General features: G+C 62.3%; 14 protein-coding genes and 1 other RNA gene. 7 read left to right on the plus strand and 8 right to left on the minus strand.

Going from position 1 to position 18,576, the window contains the following annotated elements; translation table 11 throughout:
• Positions 1–89 precede the first annotated feature (89 nt).
• The 5 genes from rnpB to AC0L2A_RS21715 form a co-directional block, all read right to left on the minus strand.
• Positions 90–487, minus strand: an RNA gene (gene rnpB / locus AC0L2A_RS21695) — RNase P RNA component class A.
• 78 nt (positions 488–565) lie between these two features.
• Positions 566–1,429, minus strand: a complete 864-nt coding sequence (locus tag AC0L2A_RS21700) for a lytic transglycosylase domain-containing protein (protein ID WP_473610566.1) — start codon at positions 1,427–1,429, stop codon at positions 566–568.
• A 183-nt stretch (positions 1,430–1,612) separates the two neighbouring features.
• The gene (locus AC0L2A_RS21705; RefSeq protein WP_473610567.1) at positions 1,613–2,374 is read right to left on the minus strand and encodes an N-acetylmuramoyl-L-alanine amidase; all 762 of its coding nucleotides are present in this window, start codon (positions 2,372–2,374) and stop codon (positions 1,613–1,615) included.
• On the minus strand, positions 2,371–3,090 hold the full coding sequence (locus AC0L2A_RS21710) for a J domain-containing protein (RefSeq protein WP_023798724.1): 720 nt from the start codon (positions 3,088–3,090) through the stop codon (positions 2,371–2,373). The genes AC0L2A_RS21705 and AC0L2A_RS21710 overlap by 4 nt, the downstream gene beginning before the upstream one ends.
• 329 nt (positions 3,091–3,419) lie before the next feature.
• The gene (locus AC0L2A_RS21715; RefSeq protein WP_023798723.1) at positions 3,420–3,620 is read right to left on the minus strand and encodes a hypothetical protein; all 201 of its coding nucleotides are present in this window, start codon (positions 3,618–3,620) and stop codon (positions 3,420–3,422) included.
• A 200-nt stretch (positions 3,621–3,820) separates the two neighbouring features.
• Between AC0L2A_RS21715 and AC0L2A_RS21720 the strand changes: the two genes are divergently transcribed.
• The 3 genes from AC0L2A_RS21720 to AC0L2A_RS21730 all read left to right on the plus strand — a co-directional run bounded on the left by AC0L2A_RS21720 (position 3,821) and on the right by AC0L2A_RS21730 (position 9,847).
• The gene (locus tag AC0L2A_RS21720; RefSeq protein WP_473610569.1) at positions 3,821–7,834 is read left to right on the plus strand and encodes a hydantoinase B/oxoprolinase family protein; all 4,014 of its coding nucleotides are present in this window, start codon (positions 3,821–3,823) and stop codon (positions 7,832–7,834) included.
• An 82-nt stretch (positions 7,835–7,916) separates the two neighbouring features.
• Positions 7,917–9,164: a BtaA family protein gene (locus AC0L2A_RS21725; RefSeq protein ID WP_473610570.1), complete on the plus strand. Its 1,248-nt coding sequence runs from the start codon at positions 7,917–7,919 to the stop codon at positions 9,162–9,164.
• Complete coding sequence (locus AC0L2A_RS21730; RefSeq protein WP_473509151.1) at positions 9,161–9,847, plus strand: class I SAM-dependent methyltransferase; 687 nt, start codon at positions 9,161–9,163, stop codon at positions 9,845–9,847. The genes AC0L2A_RS21725 and AC0L2A_RS21730 overlap by 4 nt, the downstream gene beginning before the upstream one ends.
• A gap of 265 nt (positions 9,848–10,112) precedes the next feature.
• Here the strand turns inward: AC0L2A_RS21730 and AC0L2A_RS21735 are convergent, their stop codons facing one another.
• Positions 10,113–11,492 (minus strand): serine hydrolase domain-containing protein, encoded by a 1,380-nt coding sequence (locus AC0L2A_RS21735; protein WP_473610571.1) that lies wholly within the window; start codon positions 11,490–11,492, stop codon positions 10,113–10,115.
• Between the two features lie 309 nt (positions 11,493–11,801).
• Between AC0L2A_RS21735 and AC0L2A_RS21740 the strand changes: the two genes are divergently transcribed.
• Both AC0L2A_RS21740 and AC0L2A_RS21745 read left to right on the plus strand, forming a co-directional pair.
• The gene (locus AC0L2A_RS21740) at positions 11,802–12,593 is read left to right on the plus strand and encodes a glycoside hydrolase family 25 protein (RefSeq protein ID WP_287138262.1); all 792 of its coding nucleotides are present in this window, start codon (positions 11,802–11,804) and stop codon (positions 12,591–12,593) included.
• Positions 12,594–12,672: 79 nt separating this feature from the next.
• Entirely contained in the window at positions 12,673–13,851 is a 1,179-nt protein-coding gene (locus tag AC0L2A_RS21745; protein ID WP_473610572.1) for a lytic murein transglycosylase, read from the plus strand.
• A 134-nt stretch (positions 13,852–13,985) separates the two neighbouring features.
• Here AC0L2A_RS21745 and AC0L2A_RS21750 read toward each other — a convergent pair whose 3' ends face one another.
• Positions 13,986–14,879: a LysR family transcriptional regulator gene (locus tag AC0L2A_RS21750; protein WP_473509158.1), complete on the minus strand. Its 894-nt coding sequence runs from the start codon at positions 14,877–14,879 to the stop codon at positions 13,986–13,988.
• 131 nt (positions 14,880–15,010) lie between these two features.
• Between AC0L2A_RS21750 and AC0L2A_RS21755 the strand changes: the two genes are divergently transcribed.
• On the plus strand, positions 15,011–15,742 hold the full coding sequence (locus AC0L2A_RS21755) for an SDR family oxidoreductase (RefSeq protein ID WP_473610574.1): 732 nt from the start codon (positions 15,011–15,013) through the stop codon (positions 15,740–15,742).
• Between the two features lie 160 nt (positions 15,743–15,902).
• Here AC0L2A_RS21755 and AC0L2A_RS21760 read toward each other — a convergent pair whose 3' ends face one another.
• Entirely contained in the window at positions 15,903–17,123 is a 1,221-nt protein-coding gene (locus AC0L2A_RS21760) for an alanine racemase (protein WP_077383117.1), read from the minus strand.
• Positions 17,124–17,340: 217 nt separating this feature from the next.
• Here AC0L2A_RS21760 and AC0L2A_RS21765 point away from each other — a divergent pair, with 217 nt between their 5' ends.
• A complete protein-coding gene (locus AC0L2A_RS21765; protein ID WP_473610575.1) occupies positions 17,341–18,255 on the plus strand; it encodes a DMT family transporter in 915 nt (304 codons plus the stop codon).
• The last annotated feature ends 321 nt before the right edge of the window (positions 18,256–18,576 follow it).

An 18,576-nucleotide genomic window follows, 5' to 3' on the forward strand; every position in this document is an offset into this window, starting at 1 on the left:
TCAGTCAATCAAGCGCCTGAACCAGCAAGCACGCCCGAAGACGCAACCTGCTGATATCAGGGAATTTCCTTGTAAAAATCTGGACGAAAATTGCCAGCTGGCCTGTAAGCCGGGTTCTGTATGGCCCTCGCCCCTTGCGGCGCGAGAACGTGGCGGCCATTCATCTTGGGCGCATGTTGCCATGCGCCTCACGCAACCTACCCGGGCGGTGAGCCGGAAACAGCCCTCGAGGGTTTCCCCTCGCACCGCCCCTATTCGGTCTTGCTCCCGGTGGGGTTTACCGTGCCGCTCCTGTTGCCAGTCGCGCGGTGGGCTCTTACCCCACCCTTTCACCCTTACCACGACGGATCGTGGCGGTTTGCTTTCTGTGGCACTTTCCCTAGGGTCGCCCCCGCCGGCCATTAACCGGCACCGTGTCTCCATGGAGCCCGGACTTTCCTCACCCGCAGCCTTTCGGCTTCGCGGGTGCGGCCGCCCGGCCAGCTGGCAAGGCGTATAAAGGGATTCACATTCGAAAACGCAAACAAAAAAGCAGGTCCCAGTCTATTACGATCTATTACGTCTATTACGCCGGCGCTCCAAGCGCGGCCAGCTGCACTTTGACCTTGCCGCAATAGGCCGCGGAAATCGGGTTCATCCGCTTGGCGCCATGGCCGGCATTGTACTTCAGGATCGTGCCGCAGGTCGTGCCGTCGCCGAGGTCGCGCGCCATGGCGAGGTATTTCATGCCGTATTTGATGTTGGTCTCGGGATCGTGGAGACCCTTGATCGAGCCGCTGTAACCCATCATCCGCGCCGTCGACGGCTTGATCTGCATCAGGCCGATCTCACCGGCGCGGCCGACCTGGTTCGGCTGAAACCTGCTCTCGATCATGATGACGGCCTTGGCGAGCGAGACCGGCACACCATTGCTGGCCGCATGACGCTCGATGATCGTCGAATACTGGCCGCTATCGCCAGCGGCCGCCGGCTTCGGCGCTGCCGCCCGGCTTTGCCGGCCGATCGACGCCGTCGTCGCCTGGTCGATGCGGGTCCTGTTGCGCTTCACATGCCGCTTGGAGACTGCCTTCTTTGCAAGGACTGGCTTCTTTGCAAGGACTGGCTTCTTTGCAAGGACTGGCTTCTTTGCAAGGACTGGCTTCTTTGCAACGACTGCCTTCTTTGCAACGACTGCCTTCTTTGCAGAGACCTTTTCCGCCTTTGCGGATGCTGGCTTTTTCGCTTTCACCGGAGCAACTTTTTTCGCCTTTGCGGAGGCTGTACTTTTTTCTCCGGCATCTTGCCCGGCTTTCGGCGTGGCAGTCTTATCGGACGCGGTCATGAAACCCTGGTCGGCCCGCTGGCTCAAAGGCGCGCCATTGGCCGCACCGATGGCAAAAGTCATTACGCCGGCAGCAACAGCTGCCGTTAAAACGGTCAATTTCTGCATGGTATCCTGTTCTGTTTGAACCGCGCGAAGAACTTCACGCAGCTACGCCAATCAACGTCGGAACATTTGGGAGGCTGTAGGTCCGACGACTTGCACGGATCGCCTTTGACGGTCGAATTGGCGGCAAAAAAGGCGGGGCAAGTCACTTTAAATGACAGGCTGTAACTTACAGCCAGGAAAAGACTACTTGGACGGAACTGCCCTCACCGAGCCAAGCAGCCGTTCCAGCGTGCGAATTGTCGATCCGTCGGCCACGCCATCCACTTTGCGTTGCCGGAAATGCCTCTGGAAAGCCTCGACCACGATTTCGGTTTGCCGATCGAATGCGCCTGATATCTCCACGCCATAACCGTAGAGCGCCAGCATCGACTGCAACGCCTCGACCTCGGCAGACGCGTCGCCGGCCTTCAGCACCGCGCCGCGCCTGACGGGTGCCGCTTCGACAAGATGGCCGACACCGGCCTCGAACAGGGCCTTCCAGGGGAATCTCTCGCCCGGGTCGATCTTGCGTCCCGGCGCCACGTCGGAATGGGCGAGCACCCGTTGAGCCGGGATGGAATGGCGCTGAACAATCCCCTTGCACAGGCCGATCAGGGCTTCGATCTGCCGTTTCGGAAAATTCCGGTAGCCCAGCGAATGTCCCGGATTGACGATCTCGATGCCGACCGAACAGGAGTTGATGTCGCTACGTCCGAACCAGGAACTCTTGCCGGCATGCCAGGCACGGTCGCTTTCCCTGACCATCTGGACGATGCAGCCGTCCTCATGGACGAGGTAGTGCGACGAAACCTCGCTGGCTGGATCGCACAGCCATGCTTCGGCGCCGGCGCCGGTCTCCATGCCGGTGTAGTGCAGCACGATCATGTCGACCGTCTCGCGTCGTGGACCGAAATTCGGCGATACCCTGACCTCGGCGCTCGGCTCGTCGGGCAGGAAGCCGCTCATGCGTGCCGCAGGCCCCGTTCGATCATCTCATAGGCCGCGTTGATCGCCGCTATCCTGCTGGTTGCGATCTTGATGAATTCCTGCGGCAGGCCGCGTGCGATCAGCCGGTCGGGATGGTTGTCCGAAACCAGCTTGCGGTAACGCTTCCTGACCTCCTCGAAGGTTTTTCCCCGCTCGATGCCGAGCACGACATAGGGATCGGCCGCACCCAGATCGACGTGCCGGGCCAGAATGCTCTGGTAATGCGCCTCCTCGATCCGGAAGATCTCGGCGATGCGATGCAGGAACTGACCTTCGCGCTCGTGGACCAGCCCGTCGGCCTTGGCGATATGGAACAGCCCGTCGAGAATGTCCTCCAGCATCGCGCAGTTCGAATGGCCGGAGCCGCAAAGCTGCGCCATGCGCGCGGCATAGGTCTCGAAGCCGGCGATGTCGCGCTTGGCCAGATCGTAGAGCCGCGCCACATTGCGCGTCTGCTCCTTCGGCACTTCGAATATCTGCTGGAAGGCGCGCACCTCGTCCTGGGTGACGATGCCGTCGGCCTTGGCCATCTTGGCCGACAGCGCGATCATCGCCACCGAGAAGGCGACGCGCCGGCGCAGGTCGGGGTCGCCGGAGAAAACCGTGCGCACAGCCTCGACCACGTCGGCGACGCCGGACGAGGTTGAGGACGAAACGCGGGTGATGAAGTCGCCGAGGCGATCCCAAATCGACATGGGCACCTATTAGGGCTAACTGGCCGCCGCTATCAAGCCCACCGCTATCAAGCTGAAGACAATGCCGCAGGGCCGGCCCAGCCGATTTCGCGCCCTCCTGAGCAGGAGGCCTCCCTGAGCAGCTGGCGCAACCGTCGATCATGGAAATTAGCAGGCAGCAACGGCCATGGCGCGCGAAACTGCAAGCCTTCGTCACCTCGCCATTTCGGCCCCTTCTGCTGGGCCAAAAAGTGACAGGCGAAACCGGGCTTGCGGCGGCGGCCCGCAAGAAGACTGTCCTGAAGTCAGAAGGCCGGCAGGATGCCGGCCTTCCGTTCATCACATAAGAATTACTGCGCCGGCGCAGATGGCTGTGCCGGAGCCGGCTCGGCCGGCTTGGTCGCGTCGGGAGCCGGCTGCATCGGCTGTTCGTTCGCCGGCGGATTGGTGCTCTGCGTGGTGGTAGCGTCCCCGCCCGTGCCACTGTCGCTGCAAGCCGCAACGCCAAGCAGGGCAAGCGCCGAAACCGACGCAAGAATGAGTTTCTTCATGACATCTCTCCTCTAATCACGCCCCCGCTACCGGTGACGATCGAGGACAGAATGCACCAAATGCCCCATGGGTTTCATAACGTTGCATTTCCGTATGTAACATCATCTGCTTTTGCGTTGCCGGCGAAGCCATGGCGAATTAACACCAGACCATGGCGAATTAGCACATTTGAATCAATAAAATGCCCGGGAGAGCTGCCGTGACCGTCAAATGGGATTTCTGGATCGACCGCGGCGGCACCTTCACCGATGTCATCGGCCGGGACCCGCAAGGCGGGCTGCACCCGCGCAAGCTGCTATCCGAAAATCCCGAAGCCTATGCCGACGCCGCCATCCAGGGCATTCGCGATCTGCTCGGGCTAAAATCCGGCGCGCCGATCCCATCCGGCCTGATCGGCGACATCAAGATGGGCACCACCGTTGCCACCAACGCGCTTCTGGAGCGCAAGGGCGACCGTGTGCTGCTGCTCATCACCAGGGGATTTCGCGACGCGCTGAGGATCGCCTATCAGGCGCGGCCCGATATCTTCGCCAAGCAGATCATCCTTCCCGAACAGCTCAACGAGCGCGTCATCGAGGTCGACGAGCGCGTGCGCGCCGACGGCCGCGTCGAAAGGCTGCTCGACATCGCCGCCATGCGCCCGGCCATCGAACAAGCCAGGGCCGACGGCATCGACGCGGTGGCGATCGTGTTCATGCATGCCTGGAAATATCCCGACCACGAAAAGGCGGTTGCAAAAGTCTGCAGGAAACTGGGGTTTTCGCAGATCTCGGTCAGTCATGAGGTCTCGCCGCTCATCAAGCTGGTCGGCCGCGGCGACACCACCGTGGTCGACGCCTATCTGTCGCCGATTCTGGCAAGGTATGTGCAGAGGGTGGCGGAAGAGCTGGGCGTCCTCTCCCCCCTCGAGGGGGGTGAGGAGCGGTCGGCCAAAGGCCGAGAAAAAGCCAACGATTTGGCTTTTTCAGCGACGAACGCCCGGAGCCATAGCGAAGGGCAGGCTGCGCAGCAGCCAGAGAGTGTCATCTCAGAAGGCACCGCCAGAGCGTCGAACCCAGTCGAACCGACCCCTCCCGGTGGCTTCACCGCCACCCTCCCCTCGAGGGGGAGGGAATCCCCTCGCCTGATGTTCATGATGTCATCCGGCGGCCTTACCGCCGCCGATATGTTCCAGGGCAAGGACGCGTTGCTGTCCGGTCCGGCCGGCGGCGTCGTCGGCATGGTCGAGACAGCAAAGCTCGCTGGTTTCGACAAGGTCATCGGCTTCGACATGGGCGGCACCTCAACCGACGTCGCCCATTATGACGGCGACTATGAGCGGGCCTTCGACACCGAGGTTGCCGGCGTGCGCATCCGCGCGCCGATGATGCGCATTCACACCGTCGCCGCCGGCGGCGGCTCCATCCTGCACTACGAGGCCGGCCGTTTTCGCGCCGGGCCCGATTCGGCCGGCGCCAATCCCGGCCCGGCCGCCTACCGACGCGGCGGCCCGCTGGCCGTCACCGACGCCAATGTCATGCTGGGCAAGCTGCAGCCCGACTTCTTCCCGGCCATTTTTGGACCCGGCCAGGACGAGCCGCTCGACGTGCAAACCGTGCGCGAGAAATTCGCCGCACTCGCCGCCGAAATCGGCGACGGCCGCGCGCCGGAGGCGGTCGCCGAAGGGTTCGTCACCATCGCCGTCGAAAACATGGCCAACGCCATCAAGAAGATTTCCGTGCAGCGCGGCTACGACGTCACCGAGTATCTCCTGAACTGTTTTGGCGGCGCCGGCGGCCAGCACGCCTGCCTCGTTGCCGACGCACTCGGCATGGAGGCGGTGCTGATCCATCCCTTCTCCGGCCTGCTGTCGGCCTATGGCATTGGATTGTCCTCGATTTTTTCGTCGCGCCAGCAGGCGCTGCTGAAACCGCTGGCGGAAGTGTCCAGGCCGGCAATCGACGAGCTCATCGCGACGCTGCGCAAAGCCGTCATCGACGAACTTGCCGCGCAAGGCATTGCCGAGGACGCCGTCGCCTCGAAACCGGTGCTGCAGATCCGCTACGACGGCACCGACACCGCGCTGCCGGTGAATTTCGGGCGCGGCTCGATCGCACGCGCCAAGGCGGATTTCGAATCAGCGCACAAGGCGCAGTTCGGCTTCGTCTATGACGACAAGCCGATGATCGTGGAATCGGTCGGCGTCGAAGGCATCGACAGCGGCGCCGCCGGCCGCGAGGAAAGTGATTCAATCCTTGAGGACATCGCCGCAAGCCCTTCGGAAAATCGGCAAATCTTCATCGACGGCACCTGGCGAGACGCCGGCATTTTCCGCCGCGAGGCGCTTAAACCGGGGCACAGGCTAGGCGGCCCTGCCCTGGTCATCGAACCGAACCAGACCATCGTCGTCGAGCCGGGCTGGCAGGCCGAAATCACAGCCAGGAACCACGTGCTCCTGCGTCGCATCGAGAAAAAGCGCCGGCTGGCGGCGCTCGGCACCGAGGCCGATCCGGTCATGCTGGAGGTGTTCAACAACCTGTTCATGTCGATAGCCGAACAGATGGGCGTGACGCTGCAAAACACCGCCTATTCGGTCAACATCAAGGAACGGCTGGATTTCTCCTGTGCCGTCTTCGACCGCAATGGCGCGCTGGTCGCCAATGCGCCGCACATGCCGGTGCATCTCGGCTCCATGGACCGTTCGGTGGAAACCATCATCCGGCTCAACTCCGGCGACATTCACCCCGGCGACGTCTTCGCACTGAATGCGCCTTATAATGGCGGCACGCATCTGCCTGACATTACGGTGGTGACGCCGGTCTTTGAGGATGGGCGCCCAATCTCCCCCCATGTGGGGGAGATGTCGGCGAAGCCGACAGAGGGGGGCGCTGTCCCGCCAACGCCTCCAATTGGCGAGACGGCATATCGCGAAGCCGAGCGCTCGACGTTGTCCCCCTCTGCCCTGCCCTCTTTGTCACCAATTGGCATCTCCCCCACAAGGGGGGAGATCGGCCAATCGCCAAAGATCCTCTTCTACGTCGCCTCGCGCGGCCATCATGCCGACATTGGCGGCACGGCGCCCGGCTCGATGACGCCGCTCGCCACCACCGTCGACGAGGAAGGCGTGCTGTTCGACAATTTCCGCATCGTCGATCGCGGCCGGTTCCGCGAGAAGGAGCTGGAGACACTGCTCACCGACCACCCCTACCCGGCGCGCAATCCGCACCAGAACATCGCCGACCTCAAGGCGCAGATTGCCGCCAATGAAAAGGGCGTGGCCGAGTTGCGCGAGATGGTCGCGCATTTCGGCCTTGGCGTCGTCGAAGCCTATATGGGCCATGTCCAGGACAATGCCGCCGAAAGCGTGCGCCGCGTGCTGGAGCGGCTGCCCGACAACTCCGTATACGAGTATCCGACCGACACCGGCCAAATCATCAAAGTGAAGATATCGGTCGACCGGCAAAAGCGTGAGGCGACCGTCGACTTCACCGGCACATCGCCGGTCATGAAGAACAACTTCAACGCCCCCGAGCCGGTCGCCCGCGCAGCCGTGCTCTATGCGTTCCGCGTCATGGTCGAGGACATGATCCCGATGAATGCCGGGTGTCTGAGACCGATCAACATCATCATTCCCGAGGGTTGCATGCTGAAGCCGACCTACCCGGCCGCCGTCGTCGCCGGCAATGTCGAGACCTCGCAGCACGTCACCAATGCGCTGTTCGGCGCCATGGGCGCGATGGCCAATGCGCAAGGCACGATGAACAACCTCACCTTCGGCAACAAGCAGTACCAGTATTACGAGACGATCTGCTCCGGCTCGCCGGCAGGCCGGATGAACAGCGGCCGCGGCTTTGCCGGCACCTCCGGCGTCCACACCCACATGACCAATTCGCGCCTGACCGACCCGGAAGTGCTGGAGTTGCGGTTCCCCGTCCTGCTCGAGGATTTCCACATCCGCGAAGGCTCCGGCGGCAAAGGCAAATGGAATGCCGGGGACGGCACCGAACGCACCATCCGCTTCCTCGAAAAGATGGAATGCGCGATCCTGTCCTCACATCGCAACCGCCCGCCGCAAGGCCTGGACGGCGGCGGCGATGGCGAGGTCGGCTCGACCAAGGTCCGTCGCAAGGATGGCCGCATCGAAGTTTTGAAGGCTTGCGACCAGACGCTGCTCGAGGCCGGCGAGGCCGTCATCGTGACGACGCCGACGCCGGGCGGATTTGGCAAGGCCTGAACTCGCCTCAACAGACTGTCACCGGCCTGTCATTCACCTGCGCTACCCGCTTGCGGCAAAGCAAACGGGGAATCGCCTTGCCATGACCGACATTTCCGGAGAACTGGTTTTTCGCCGCGGCAAGCAAGTTGGCAAGGCCGTCTACCAGAACCGCCCGCTGTCGAAGGCCGGCCTCTCAGAACGGCTCTTCGCCTTGCTGTTTTCCGGCCTCGTCTATCCACAAATCTGGGAAGACCCCGACGTCGACATGGAGGCGATGCAGCTTGGCCAGGGCCACCGCGTCGTCACCATCGCCTCGGGTGGCTGTAACATCCTTGCCTATCTCACCCGGTCACCGGAACGGATCGACGCCGTCGATCTCAACGCCGCCCATATCGCGCTGAACCGCATGAAGCTCGAAGCGGTGCGCCATCTGCCGTCGCAGGGTGACCTGTTCCGTTTCTTCGGCGCTGCCGAAACCCGTCACAATTCGCAAGCCTACGACCGTTTCATCGCGCCGCATCTCGACCCGGTCAGCCGTCATTACTGGGAACATCGCAACTGGCGCCGGCGTCGCCGCATCGCCGTCTTCGACAGCAATTTTTACCAGACCGGACTGCTCGGCCTGTTCATTGCCATGGGCCATCGCACCGCCAAATTCTTCGGCGTCGATCCGGCCGGCATCATGGAAGCCAAAAGCCTCGTCGACCAGCGCCGCTTCTTCGACGAGGAACTGGCGCCGGTTTTCGAAAAACCGCTGCTGAAATGGGCAACATCGCGAAAAGCCTCGCTGTTCGGCCTCGGCATTCCGCCGGCACAGTACGATTCGCTGATCACCTCGGGCGACGGCACCATGGCCAGCGTGCTGAAGGCCCGGCTGGAAAAGCTCGCCTGCGATTTTCCGCTGGAGAACAACTATTTCGCCTGGCAGGCTTTTGCCCGCCGCTACCCCAATCCCGGCGAGGCGGCGCTGCCTGCCTATCTCGAAAAACGCAACTACAAAACGATCCGCAACAATGTCGACCGCGTCGCCATCCACCATGCCAATCTGATCGAGCTCCTTGCCGGCAAGGATGCCGGTTCGGTCGACCGCTTCGTCCTGCTCGACGCGCAGGACTGGATGACCGACGACCAGCTCAATGCGCTGTGGGCCGAGATCACCCGCACCGCGTCGACCGATGCTCGCGTCATCTTCCGCACTGCGGCCGAACCCAGCCTGTTGCCCGGCCGGGTCTCGAAGTCGCTGCTCGACCAGTGGAGCTATGCGGACGAGGCCTCGCGCGAATTCTCGGCCCGCGACCGTTCGGCCATCTATGGCGGCTTCCACCTCTATGTGAAGCAAGCCGCATGAGCGCGACCGAACTGCCGGCCAGGCACGGCGAACCGCCGGCCGGGCACGGCGAACTGATGGACGGCGTCTACCGCTGGCAGCGCCACATCTACGACCTGACCCGCAAATATTACCTGCTCGGCCGCGACCGGCTGATATCAGGGCTGGAAGTGCCGGCCGGTGGCACCGTGCTCGAGCTTGGCTGCGGCACCGGCCGCAACATCGTCCTCGCCGCCCGCCTTTATCCCGACGCCCGCTTCTTCGGTCTCGATATTTCAGCCGAAATGCTGGAAACGGCCACTGCTGCCATTGCCCGCGAAGGTCTTTCCGGCCGCGTCAAGCTGGCGCGCGGCGACGCCACTGATTTCGACGCGAAGGCGCTATTTTCCGTCGAAAGTTTCGACCGCATTTTTGTCTCCTATTCGCTGTCGATGATCCCCGGCTGGGAGAAGACGATTTCGGCGGCACTTGCAGCCCTGTCACCCGGCGGTTCGCTGCACGTCGTCGATTTCGGCCAGCAGGAGGCCCTGCCCCGCTGGTTCCGCACGCTGCTGCGCGGCTGGCTGAGAAAATTCCACGTCGATCCGCGCGAGGCCCTGCGAGACGTCCTGGAATCGGAATCTGCAAAGATCGGCGGAACCCTTCGGTTTAGAACGCTTTTTCGCGGTTACGCCTGGCTGGCTGTGATCAAGATCGCCGTCTAGCTCCTCAGCACGGAGGATTTGGTTTTTGACTGACGGGCGCTGACGACCGGCCTGCAGCTGGCAGCTTCGCTGACGGCGCCTGCACATCAACGTTGGACATTAGCGAAAGCCGCAATCACGGCCAATCTCCCCCCTTGTGGGGGAGATGTCCGGCAGGACAGAGGGGGCGCCTCGCTCTGCCATCAAAGGTTCTGCACAGTCGTGATCGTGCAAGGCCTTTGGCGACGGCTGCATAGGCGCTGCGGCGAGCGATCGCCGCATTCCTCTAATGCAGCGCCTTCACCAGTGCTGCCAGCATGATCTGCGGCCGGTAGCCGAGCTTGGCCGGCGTCAGACCGAGCCGCACCACCACAAGCTGCTCCGAGGGGATGATGGCGACCGTCTGCCCGTCATGGCCTTCCATCCAGTAAGTATCCCTTGGCAGGCCCGCAGCGATGCCGGCGCCCGGGCTCTCTTCGTCGCCAGGACCCTCGACCCACAGCTGGCCCCTGCCGTAGACTTTCGAGGCGGGCGCGGCTTCCCGCATCCAGGCGACGAAGCCCGCAGGCAGGATCTCCTGGCCGTTCCAGACACCATCCTGCAGCAGGAACTGGCCGAAGCGCGCCCAGTCGCGGGCGGTGGCGTAGAGATAGGACGAGCCGGCGAAGGTGCCGTGCTCGTCGGTCTCCAGTACCGCGCTCTGCATACCGAGTGGGTCGAACAGTGCAATCCTTGGCCACGCCAGCGCCTTGTTCTTGTCGCCGATCGCATCCTGCCAAAGCCGCGACAGCATCGCTGCCGTGCCGCTTGAATAGGAAAATACCTTGCCCACCTCGCCGGTCAGCGGCTTGGATCCGGCAAAGCCCGCCATATCAGGCTCGAGATAGAGCATCCGCGTCACGTCGGTGACGTCGCCATAATCCTCGTTGAACTCCAGCCCGCTCGACATCGCCATCATGTCGGCGAGACTGATGGCGGCGCGGCCGTCCGTTTTCCAGGGTCCGAACAGGCCCTGGTTCGTCATCACCATCTTGCCGTCCTTCACCACCGTGCCGACGATCGCGGCGTTGACCGTCTTGGTCATCGACCAGCCAAGCAACGGCGTCTTTTCGGTAAAACCTGCGCCATAACGCTCGGCGACGATGCGGCCGTTCCTGACCACCACCACCGCCCGCATACCGGCGCCGGTCATTGCAGGATCGTCGAGGATTTTAGCGATCTCGGGGTTTTGCGATGCGTCGACCTTGTCGCCCTCCGGCCAGAGCACGTCGAGCGGCGGCGCTGGTGTCAGCGGCGCCCCGGCGACTGCTTTGGCCCTGGCGACGTCGCCGCCCGGAACCGAAGCACAGCCGAGCCCGTCGCGAACGACGGCGACGCTCTTGCCGAACACGCCGAACAGCCCGGCCGAAACCGTCCCCTGCTCCCAGTCGACCGACACCCGCATCAGCCTGAGCAGCGGGTGGCCCGGCGCCTGCACGTCGACGGCGAGCACCTGATTGGCATCGCGTCCGGCGATAAAGACATTCGAGCAAACGATCTTGGCCGTATAGCCCGAGCCGACGCGGATCAGTTCCGGCGGCGCCAGATACAGCCAGGCAGCGAGTGCTGCGACCGCCAGCACGGCCAGCCCGAGCAGCCATTTCACCAGCCTCAGAACAGTCTGCATTCTTCCGACTCTCCCCGGACGCTCATCCATGCCATTGATTTGCCGCCATTGCTTCGGCAAAATCGCGGTTCTGGTCGAGCGCTGTCAACGGAATATCAACCATGATCGGCGATCACTGATGCATGTCGCCCAAAAGTGCGCAGCGGTTTTGGGATAACGACATGCCATAAAAAAGATCAAGGCGCGCCGAAGCGGCGCGCTTTGGGATAGGAGAGCGGTCCTGTGGGGCGATCGCTTGGGGGCACGGTCGAGGGACCACCTGCAGCAACAACCCATCAGCGGCCGGCTGAAACCGGTTCAGGAGTAGCGATGCGCCGTTTCGCGGCTTTCATTATGCTGACGCTGCTGGGCGCCTGCTCGACCGTCGACGATCTTGCGCCCTCGCTGCCGGGCGCGCCGAGCGTTGCGGTGCGCGCACCCCGTTTTGACGACTCCGACCCGCATGAGTGGGACAGCGGCGCGCCGTGGAGCTATGCCGTTCATGGCACCGACGTCTCCAAATACCAGACCTCGGTCGATTGGCCGGCGGCCAGGGCCAGCGGCATTTCCTTCGTTTTCGTCAAGGCGACGGAAGGTGGCGATCGCTTCGACGCGTATTTCAACGAGCATTGGAGCCGCACGAAAGCCGCCGGAATTCCGCGCGCCGCCTATCATTTCTACTATTTTTGCACGCCGGCCGCGACGCAGGCGCGCTGGTTCATCCAGAACGTGCCCAGAGACCGCTCGGCAATGCCGCCGGTTCTCGACATGGAATGGAACCCGCAATCGCCGACCTGCAAGCTGCGTCCCAATGCGGCCACGGTGCGCAGCGAGATGAGCACTTTCCTCGAAATCGTCGAAAAGCACTATGGCAAGAAGCCGATCATCTACACCTCGATCGATTTCTTCGACGACAACGGCCTGTCGGCCTTCCGCGGCTATCCCTACTGGCTGCGTTCGGTGGCCGGCCATCCGCGCAAAAGATACGGCAGCCACCCGTTCACCTTCTGGCAGTACACCGGAACCGGTATTGTGCCGGGCATCTCAGGGAAGGCCGATATCAACGTGTTCAACGGCTCGGAAGCCACCTGGAACAAATGGCTGCGGCAGAACACCCGTTGACAGCGGGCCTGCAGCCTGCTTTTCGACACAGCCAATGAAGGACGCCAGCAACCGCCGGTAATCTTCTCGGAGGATGGCGATGCGATTGCGCTTGGAAATTCTCGCGGCGCTGTTTCTGGCCGCCACGGCGGCGCCGGCGGTGGCACAGCAATGCGGCGGCGATTTCCAGGCCTGGAAGCAGGGCGTTGTGGCCGAGGCGAAGAACGCCGGCGTCGGCACTGCCGGACTTGAGGCGCTGGAAACCGCCGCTCTCGATGGAAAGGTGCTGGCGCGAGATCGCGCTCAAGGCGTCTTTACCCAGACATTCATCGAGTTTTCGAACCGCATGATATCGGCCTATCGGCTGAAGCAGGGCGCGGTCATCTTAAAGGAATATGCCGACGTGTTTGCCCGCGCCGATCGCGAATTCGGCGTTCAGGCCCCGGTCATTGCCGCCTTCTGGGCGCTGGAAACCGATTTCGGCGCCGTGCAGGGCGATTTCCAAACGCTGAACGCGTTGGTCACGCTCTCTCACGACTGTCGTCGCCCGCAGCTCTTCCGGCCCCAGATCGTGCCATTGTTGACGCTGATCGATCGCGGCGTGGTCCCGGCCGACGTCACCGGCGCCTGGGCGGGCGAAATCGGCCAGACGCAGATGCTGCCTTCCGACTATCTCGGCCGAGGCGTCGACGGCGACGGCGACGAAGTGATCGACCTGCGCGGCAGCGCGCCTGATGTGATCATGACCACGGCCAACAAGATCATGTCGCGCGGCTGGAAACGCGACCAGCCCTGGATCGAGGAAGTCCGCGTGCCCGACGACTTGCCATGGGACCAGACCGGCCGCACCAACAAGCTGCCGCTGACGCAATGGGCTCAGTGGGGTGTCACCAACCCGAACGCCACGCCGCTTGTCGACAACGGCCTGAAGGCAGGCCTCGCACTGCCTATGGGCCGCAAAGGGCCGGCCTTCCTGGTCTACGACAATTTCGACGTCTACCTCGAATGGAACCAGTCCTTCACCTATGCGCTGACCGCGGCAAATCTCGCCGCGCGGCTGGCGGGTGCGCCGCAATTCGATCCGCGCAATCCCGAACCCGGCCTCAACGGCGACCAGATGAGGGCATTGCAGATAAAGCTCGAGGCCAGAGGCTATAACGTGGGAACGGTCGACGGCATCCTGGGCACCAACACCCGCGAAGCGATCCGCAAGGAGCAGATGCGGCTAGGCCTGCCGGTCGACGGCTGGCCGACACCGGAGCTTTTGGCGAAACTGTAGCAGATTAGTGAATAGTAGTGAGTAGTGAGTAGTGAATAGTGAGTAGTGAATAGTGAATGGTGAATGGTGAATGGTGGTGAGTGGAACTAGGTACTCACTACTGACTACTGACTTATTCACTATTCACTAATCCGTCATCGCCTGGCAAGCAGAAAGTCGATAAACACTCGCAAGGCCGGCGGAACCTGCCGGGAGCTTGTATGATATAGGTAAAAGCCCGGAAATCTCGGCGACCAGGCTTCGAGAAAACGGATGAGCTTGCCGGTTTCGATCCACGGCCGAACCTGGTAATCCAGCATGTAAGCCACGCCGATCCCATCCAGGGCCGCCCTGATCATCAGTTCCGTGTCGTTGACCGTCAGACCGCCGTTTACGGCTATTTCGAAAGCGCGCTGGCCTCGCGCGAACTCCCATCGATAGATGTTGCCGCCACCGGGCCACTGGAAATTGATGCATTGGTGATGGTGCAGATCGGCGGGATGACGGGGCATGGGGTGATCCTCGAGATAGCTGGGCGCCGCCACCGCAGCCATCTCCAGTTCGTCGCTGAGTTTCACCGCCACCATGTCCTTATGCAGCCGCTCACCAAGCCTGATTCCGGCATCGAATCGTCCCTCGACAATGTCAGTCAGTGTGTCGTCGACGATGATGGTGAGGGCAATATCGGGATAGGCACGGCGGAAATCGCCGAGGATGGGCACGATGAAACGCATGGCGGCGATGCGTGGAACGTTGATGCGCAACGAGCCTGCCGGTCGATCGCGCGATGCATGCGCGTCGGCAACAGCCCCTTCGAGTTCACTGAATGCCGGAGCGAGGCGGGCAAACAGCGTTTCGCCTGCAGTGGTCGGCGACACGCTGCGTGTCGTGCGGTTGAGCAGCCGGACACCGACACGCTCCTCCAGCCCGCGTATCGTCTGGCTAAGCGCCGGCGGCGAAATCCTGAGCCTGGCCGCGGCGCGGACAAAGCTGCCTTCCTCGACGATCGTCGCGAACGCCTTCAGCTCGGAAAACTCGGTCCCTCGCATTATGTAGCTCAGACTTAACAAAGCTGTTCGATAATAGACTATTATCTGAGCAATAGCATGCCCCTAACTTCGACATGGAACCGACGCTCGATTTGGAGCGGGCGTAGCCAGACGAGAAAAGGACAGCAGCTATGTATCATTCGCTTGATGGCAAAACCGCGCTCGTGACCGGCAGTTCGCGCGGCATCGGCCGCGCCATCGCCGAGGGGCTCGCGGCAAACGGCGCGGCCGTGGTCGTCAATTATGTCGGCAACGAGAAAGCCGCCCAGGAAGCCGTTGCCGCCATCCGCGAGAATGGCGGCAAGGCCGTCGCCATTCGGGCCGATATCTCCATTGTTTCCGACATTCGCCGGCTGTTCGATGAAACCGAGAAGCAGATGGGCGCGATTGACATCGTCGTCGCCAATGTCGGCGTCGCCGTCATAAAGCCGTTCGTCGAGGCCACCGAAGCCGACTTCGACCACGTCTTCGGCGCCAATGCCAAAGGCACCTTCTTCACGCTTCAGGAAGCGGCGCGGCGCGTGCGCGACGGTGGCCGCATCATCGCGGTTTCCACCGGTGGAACCAAGATGTTCTTCACCCAGACCGCCCTTTATCTCGGCAGCAAAGGATCCGTCGAGCAGTTCGTTCGCGTCCTCTCGCGCGAACTCGGACCGCGCTCCGTCACCGTGAATGCGCTTTCGCCGGGCTTTACCGACACTGACCTGCTTCCGCAGCGGGACCGGGCCGTGGCTGCCGGCATGTCGCCCTTCGGCAGGATCGGAGCGCCGCGCGATGTTGCCGACGTCGCGGTTTTCCTGGCCTCCGACGAGGCCCGCTGGCTGACCGGCGAGAACATCCAGGCCGGCGGCGGCGTCGCTTAGTGGGTAGTGAGTAGTGAGTAGTGAGTAGTGAGTAGTGAGTAGTGAGTAGTGAATGGTGAATGGTGAATGGAATTAGATATTCATTACTGATTACTTATTACTGATTACTGACTACTGACTACTGACTACTGACTATTCACTATTCACTATTCACTATTCACTAATCCGCCATCGTCTCCAGGCTGGCAAACCCCTGCGGCGCGTCACCTTCATCGAACGGCGTCGTCACCTCGACGAACGTGTCGGGATAGAAGCCGTTAAACCGTGTCCTCAGCGACAGCGAATAGGCGCCGATATGGCCGATCTCGATCCAATCGCCGGTATCGACCGTTTCCGGCAGCCAGAACGGCCGCGACAGGATGTCGACGGAATCGCAGGTTGCGCCGCAGACCTTGAACGGCACGATGGTCTTCTCCTCGCCGTTGCGCGAGCGGATCGCCGGGTCTGGAATGAAGCGCGCCGGCAGCGTGATCTTGCCGGTCCATGAATCCGACAGCGACGCCCAGATGCCGTCATTGATGTAGAGCCGCTTGCCCTTGCGCAGCAGCACACGCACGATCAGCGACAGGCAGCGCGCCACGATCACCCGGCCCGGCTCCGCCACCAGCGGCATCTGGTCGAACTGGTATTCCTTGAGGTCGCCCGACAGCCGCGACATGATCTGGCCGAGCGACGGCATCTCGATCTGCTTGCGGTTGGGATCATGGCCGTATTCGGCGGGAAAACCACCGCCGACGTCGAGGCCGGCAATGTCGAAGCTGACGCGGTTGCGCACCCAGTCGGCCGAGGCCAGCGCGCGCTCATAGGTGTCGGGATCCTCGATCTGACTGCCGACATGAAAGCACAGGCCGACCTTGTAGCCGGTCCGGTTCAGCCGTTCGGCCAGATCGACCGCATTGGCCGGTCCGGCGCCAAACTTCTTCGACAGTTCGTAGGCGGCCGATCCTTTCGTCTGGATGCGCACGAACACGGTGATCGCACCCGGATCGATATCGAGCGCCCGCACCACGCGGGTCAGCTTGGTGATCTCGTCCTCGTGGTCGAGCGAGATGACCCGGATGCCATATTTCTCCAGCGCCAGCTTGATGTCCGACTGTGCCTTGACCGGATGCATGTAGAGCATCTCGGCGTCCGGCGAGACTGCGCGCACGGCGGCGAACTCACCGGGCGAGGCCACGTCGAAAGCGCCGACGCCGGCCTCGACCAGCGCCTTCAGCACGATCTGCTCGCCGTTGGTCTTGACCGCATAGGCGGTCTTGCCGGGAAACATGCCCATGAACTGCCTGGCGTCCGCCTTCAGCACCTGCGGGCGGAAGCAATAGATCGGATCGTCCGGGCGAAGCGCCAGCGCCGCTTCGCGCGCATTTTCGAATTGCTGCATGGACGAATCCCTTGGCTTAGACTGCGCACAATTAATCCAACCTATGCGGGAATGAAAACAATTCTGTGTCTCGCACCCCTGACGCTGCGGCGCTACGGCAGGTGATGGAATGCTAGTCCACTGTTCTGGTTTCGGGTGGCCCTTGCCGTCGAACAGGATATGGCCTGAACAGAAGCCTGATTGACTTGGCATTCAGAACCATCCGGGAGGATGATCCATGGCGATTTCGACGACGGCAATGCGCGGCCCCATGGTCTTGAAAGACTGGGCGCAGCTTCTGCTGCTCGGTGCGATCTGGGGTGGCTCGTTCTTCTTTGCCCGCATTGCGGTTGCCGAGATTCCGCCGCTGGTGCTGGTGCTGTTTCGCGTCGCCATCGCGGCGCTTGCGCTGCATCTCTATCTCGGCCTGCGCGGTCCGTCCTTCCGCATCGCCTTGCCGCATGCCGGCCTGTTCTTTCTGCTGGCGCTCGTCAACAACGTCATTCCGTTCTCGCTGATCTTCGCCGGCCAGACCGAGCTTGGCGCCGGCGTCGCCTCGGTGCTCAATTCGACGACGCCGTTCTGGACGTTGATCCTCGCCAACGCGCTGACATCAGACGAAAAGCTCTCCTGGAACAAGCTTGCCGGGATCACGCTCGGCATCGTCGGCACGGCGGTGATGATCGGTCCGGGCCTGCTTGCCGGACTGGGCGGTCCGGTCTGGGCAAAATTCGCGCTGGTCGGCGCCTCGCTGTCCTATGCGGTGGCCCTGATGATCGCCCGCCGCTTCAAGGGTGTGCCGTCACCGGTCATCGCCACTGGACAATTGACCGCATCGACCATCATCATGATCCCGATCGTGCTGCTTGGCCACGGCACTGCCAACCTGTTTTCGGCCTCGCCGCCGGTCTGGGCGGCGGTGTTGGCGCTGGCCCTGCTGTCCACCGCCTTCGCCTACATCCTCTATTTCAACCTCGTCGCCTCGGCTGGCGCCACCAACGCCTCGCTGGTCACGCTCATCGTGCCCGCCAGCGCGATCCTGCTCGGCTTTCTGTTCCTGGGCGAACGGCTCGAATTGTTCGAGCTCGGCGGCATGGCGCTGATCGCGTTTGGCCTCGTCACCATCGACGGCCGCCTGTTCGGCCGACGCTGATGCATGTCACCAAAAGCACGCCCAGGCGCGACACGCTTGAGAGCTTCATATCCAATCGAACGACGCTCCAATTCGTCGAATCTTCGCATCGACCCGAAATCGATCCCGACTTTCGACGACGGTAGCGCTGTCATCACAATCTTTGCCCCAGCTCCGTCACATTTTGTACACAGGGCCGAAGCGGGATTTTGCCGAAGAGTTTCAATGCCTAACGGCAAATGGCCTGTCGCAAATTCCACATTGTCGTCGCATTGCAGCATAGTTTCCGCTTGCCTGTGGCAGAAATGCCCCTAGACTCTGGCCATAGCTCTTTAAGAGGAG

This window comes from Mesorhizobium sp. WSM4844 (genome assembly GCF_055811775.1).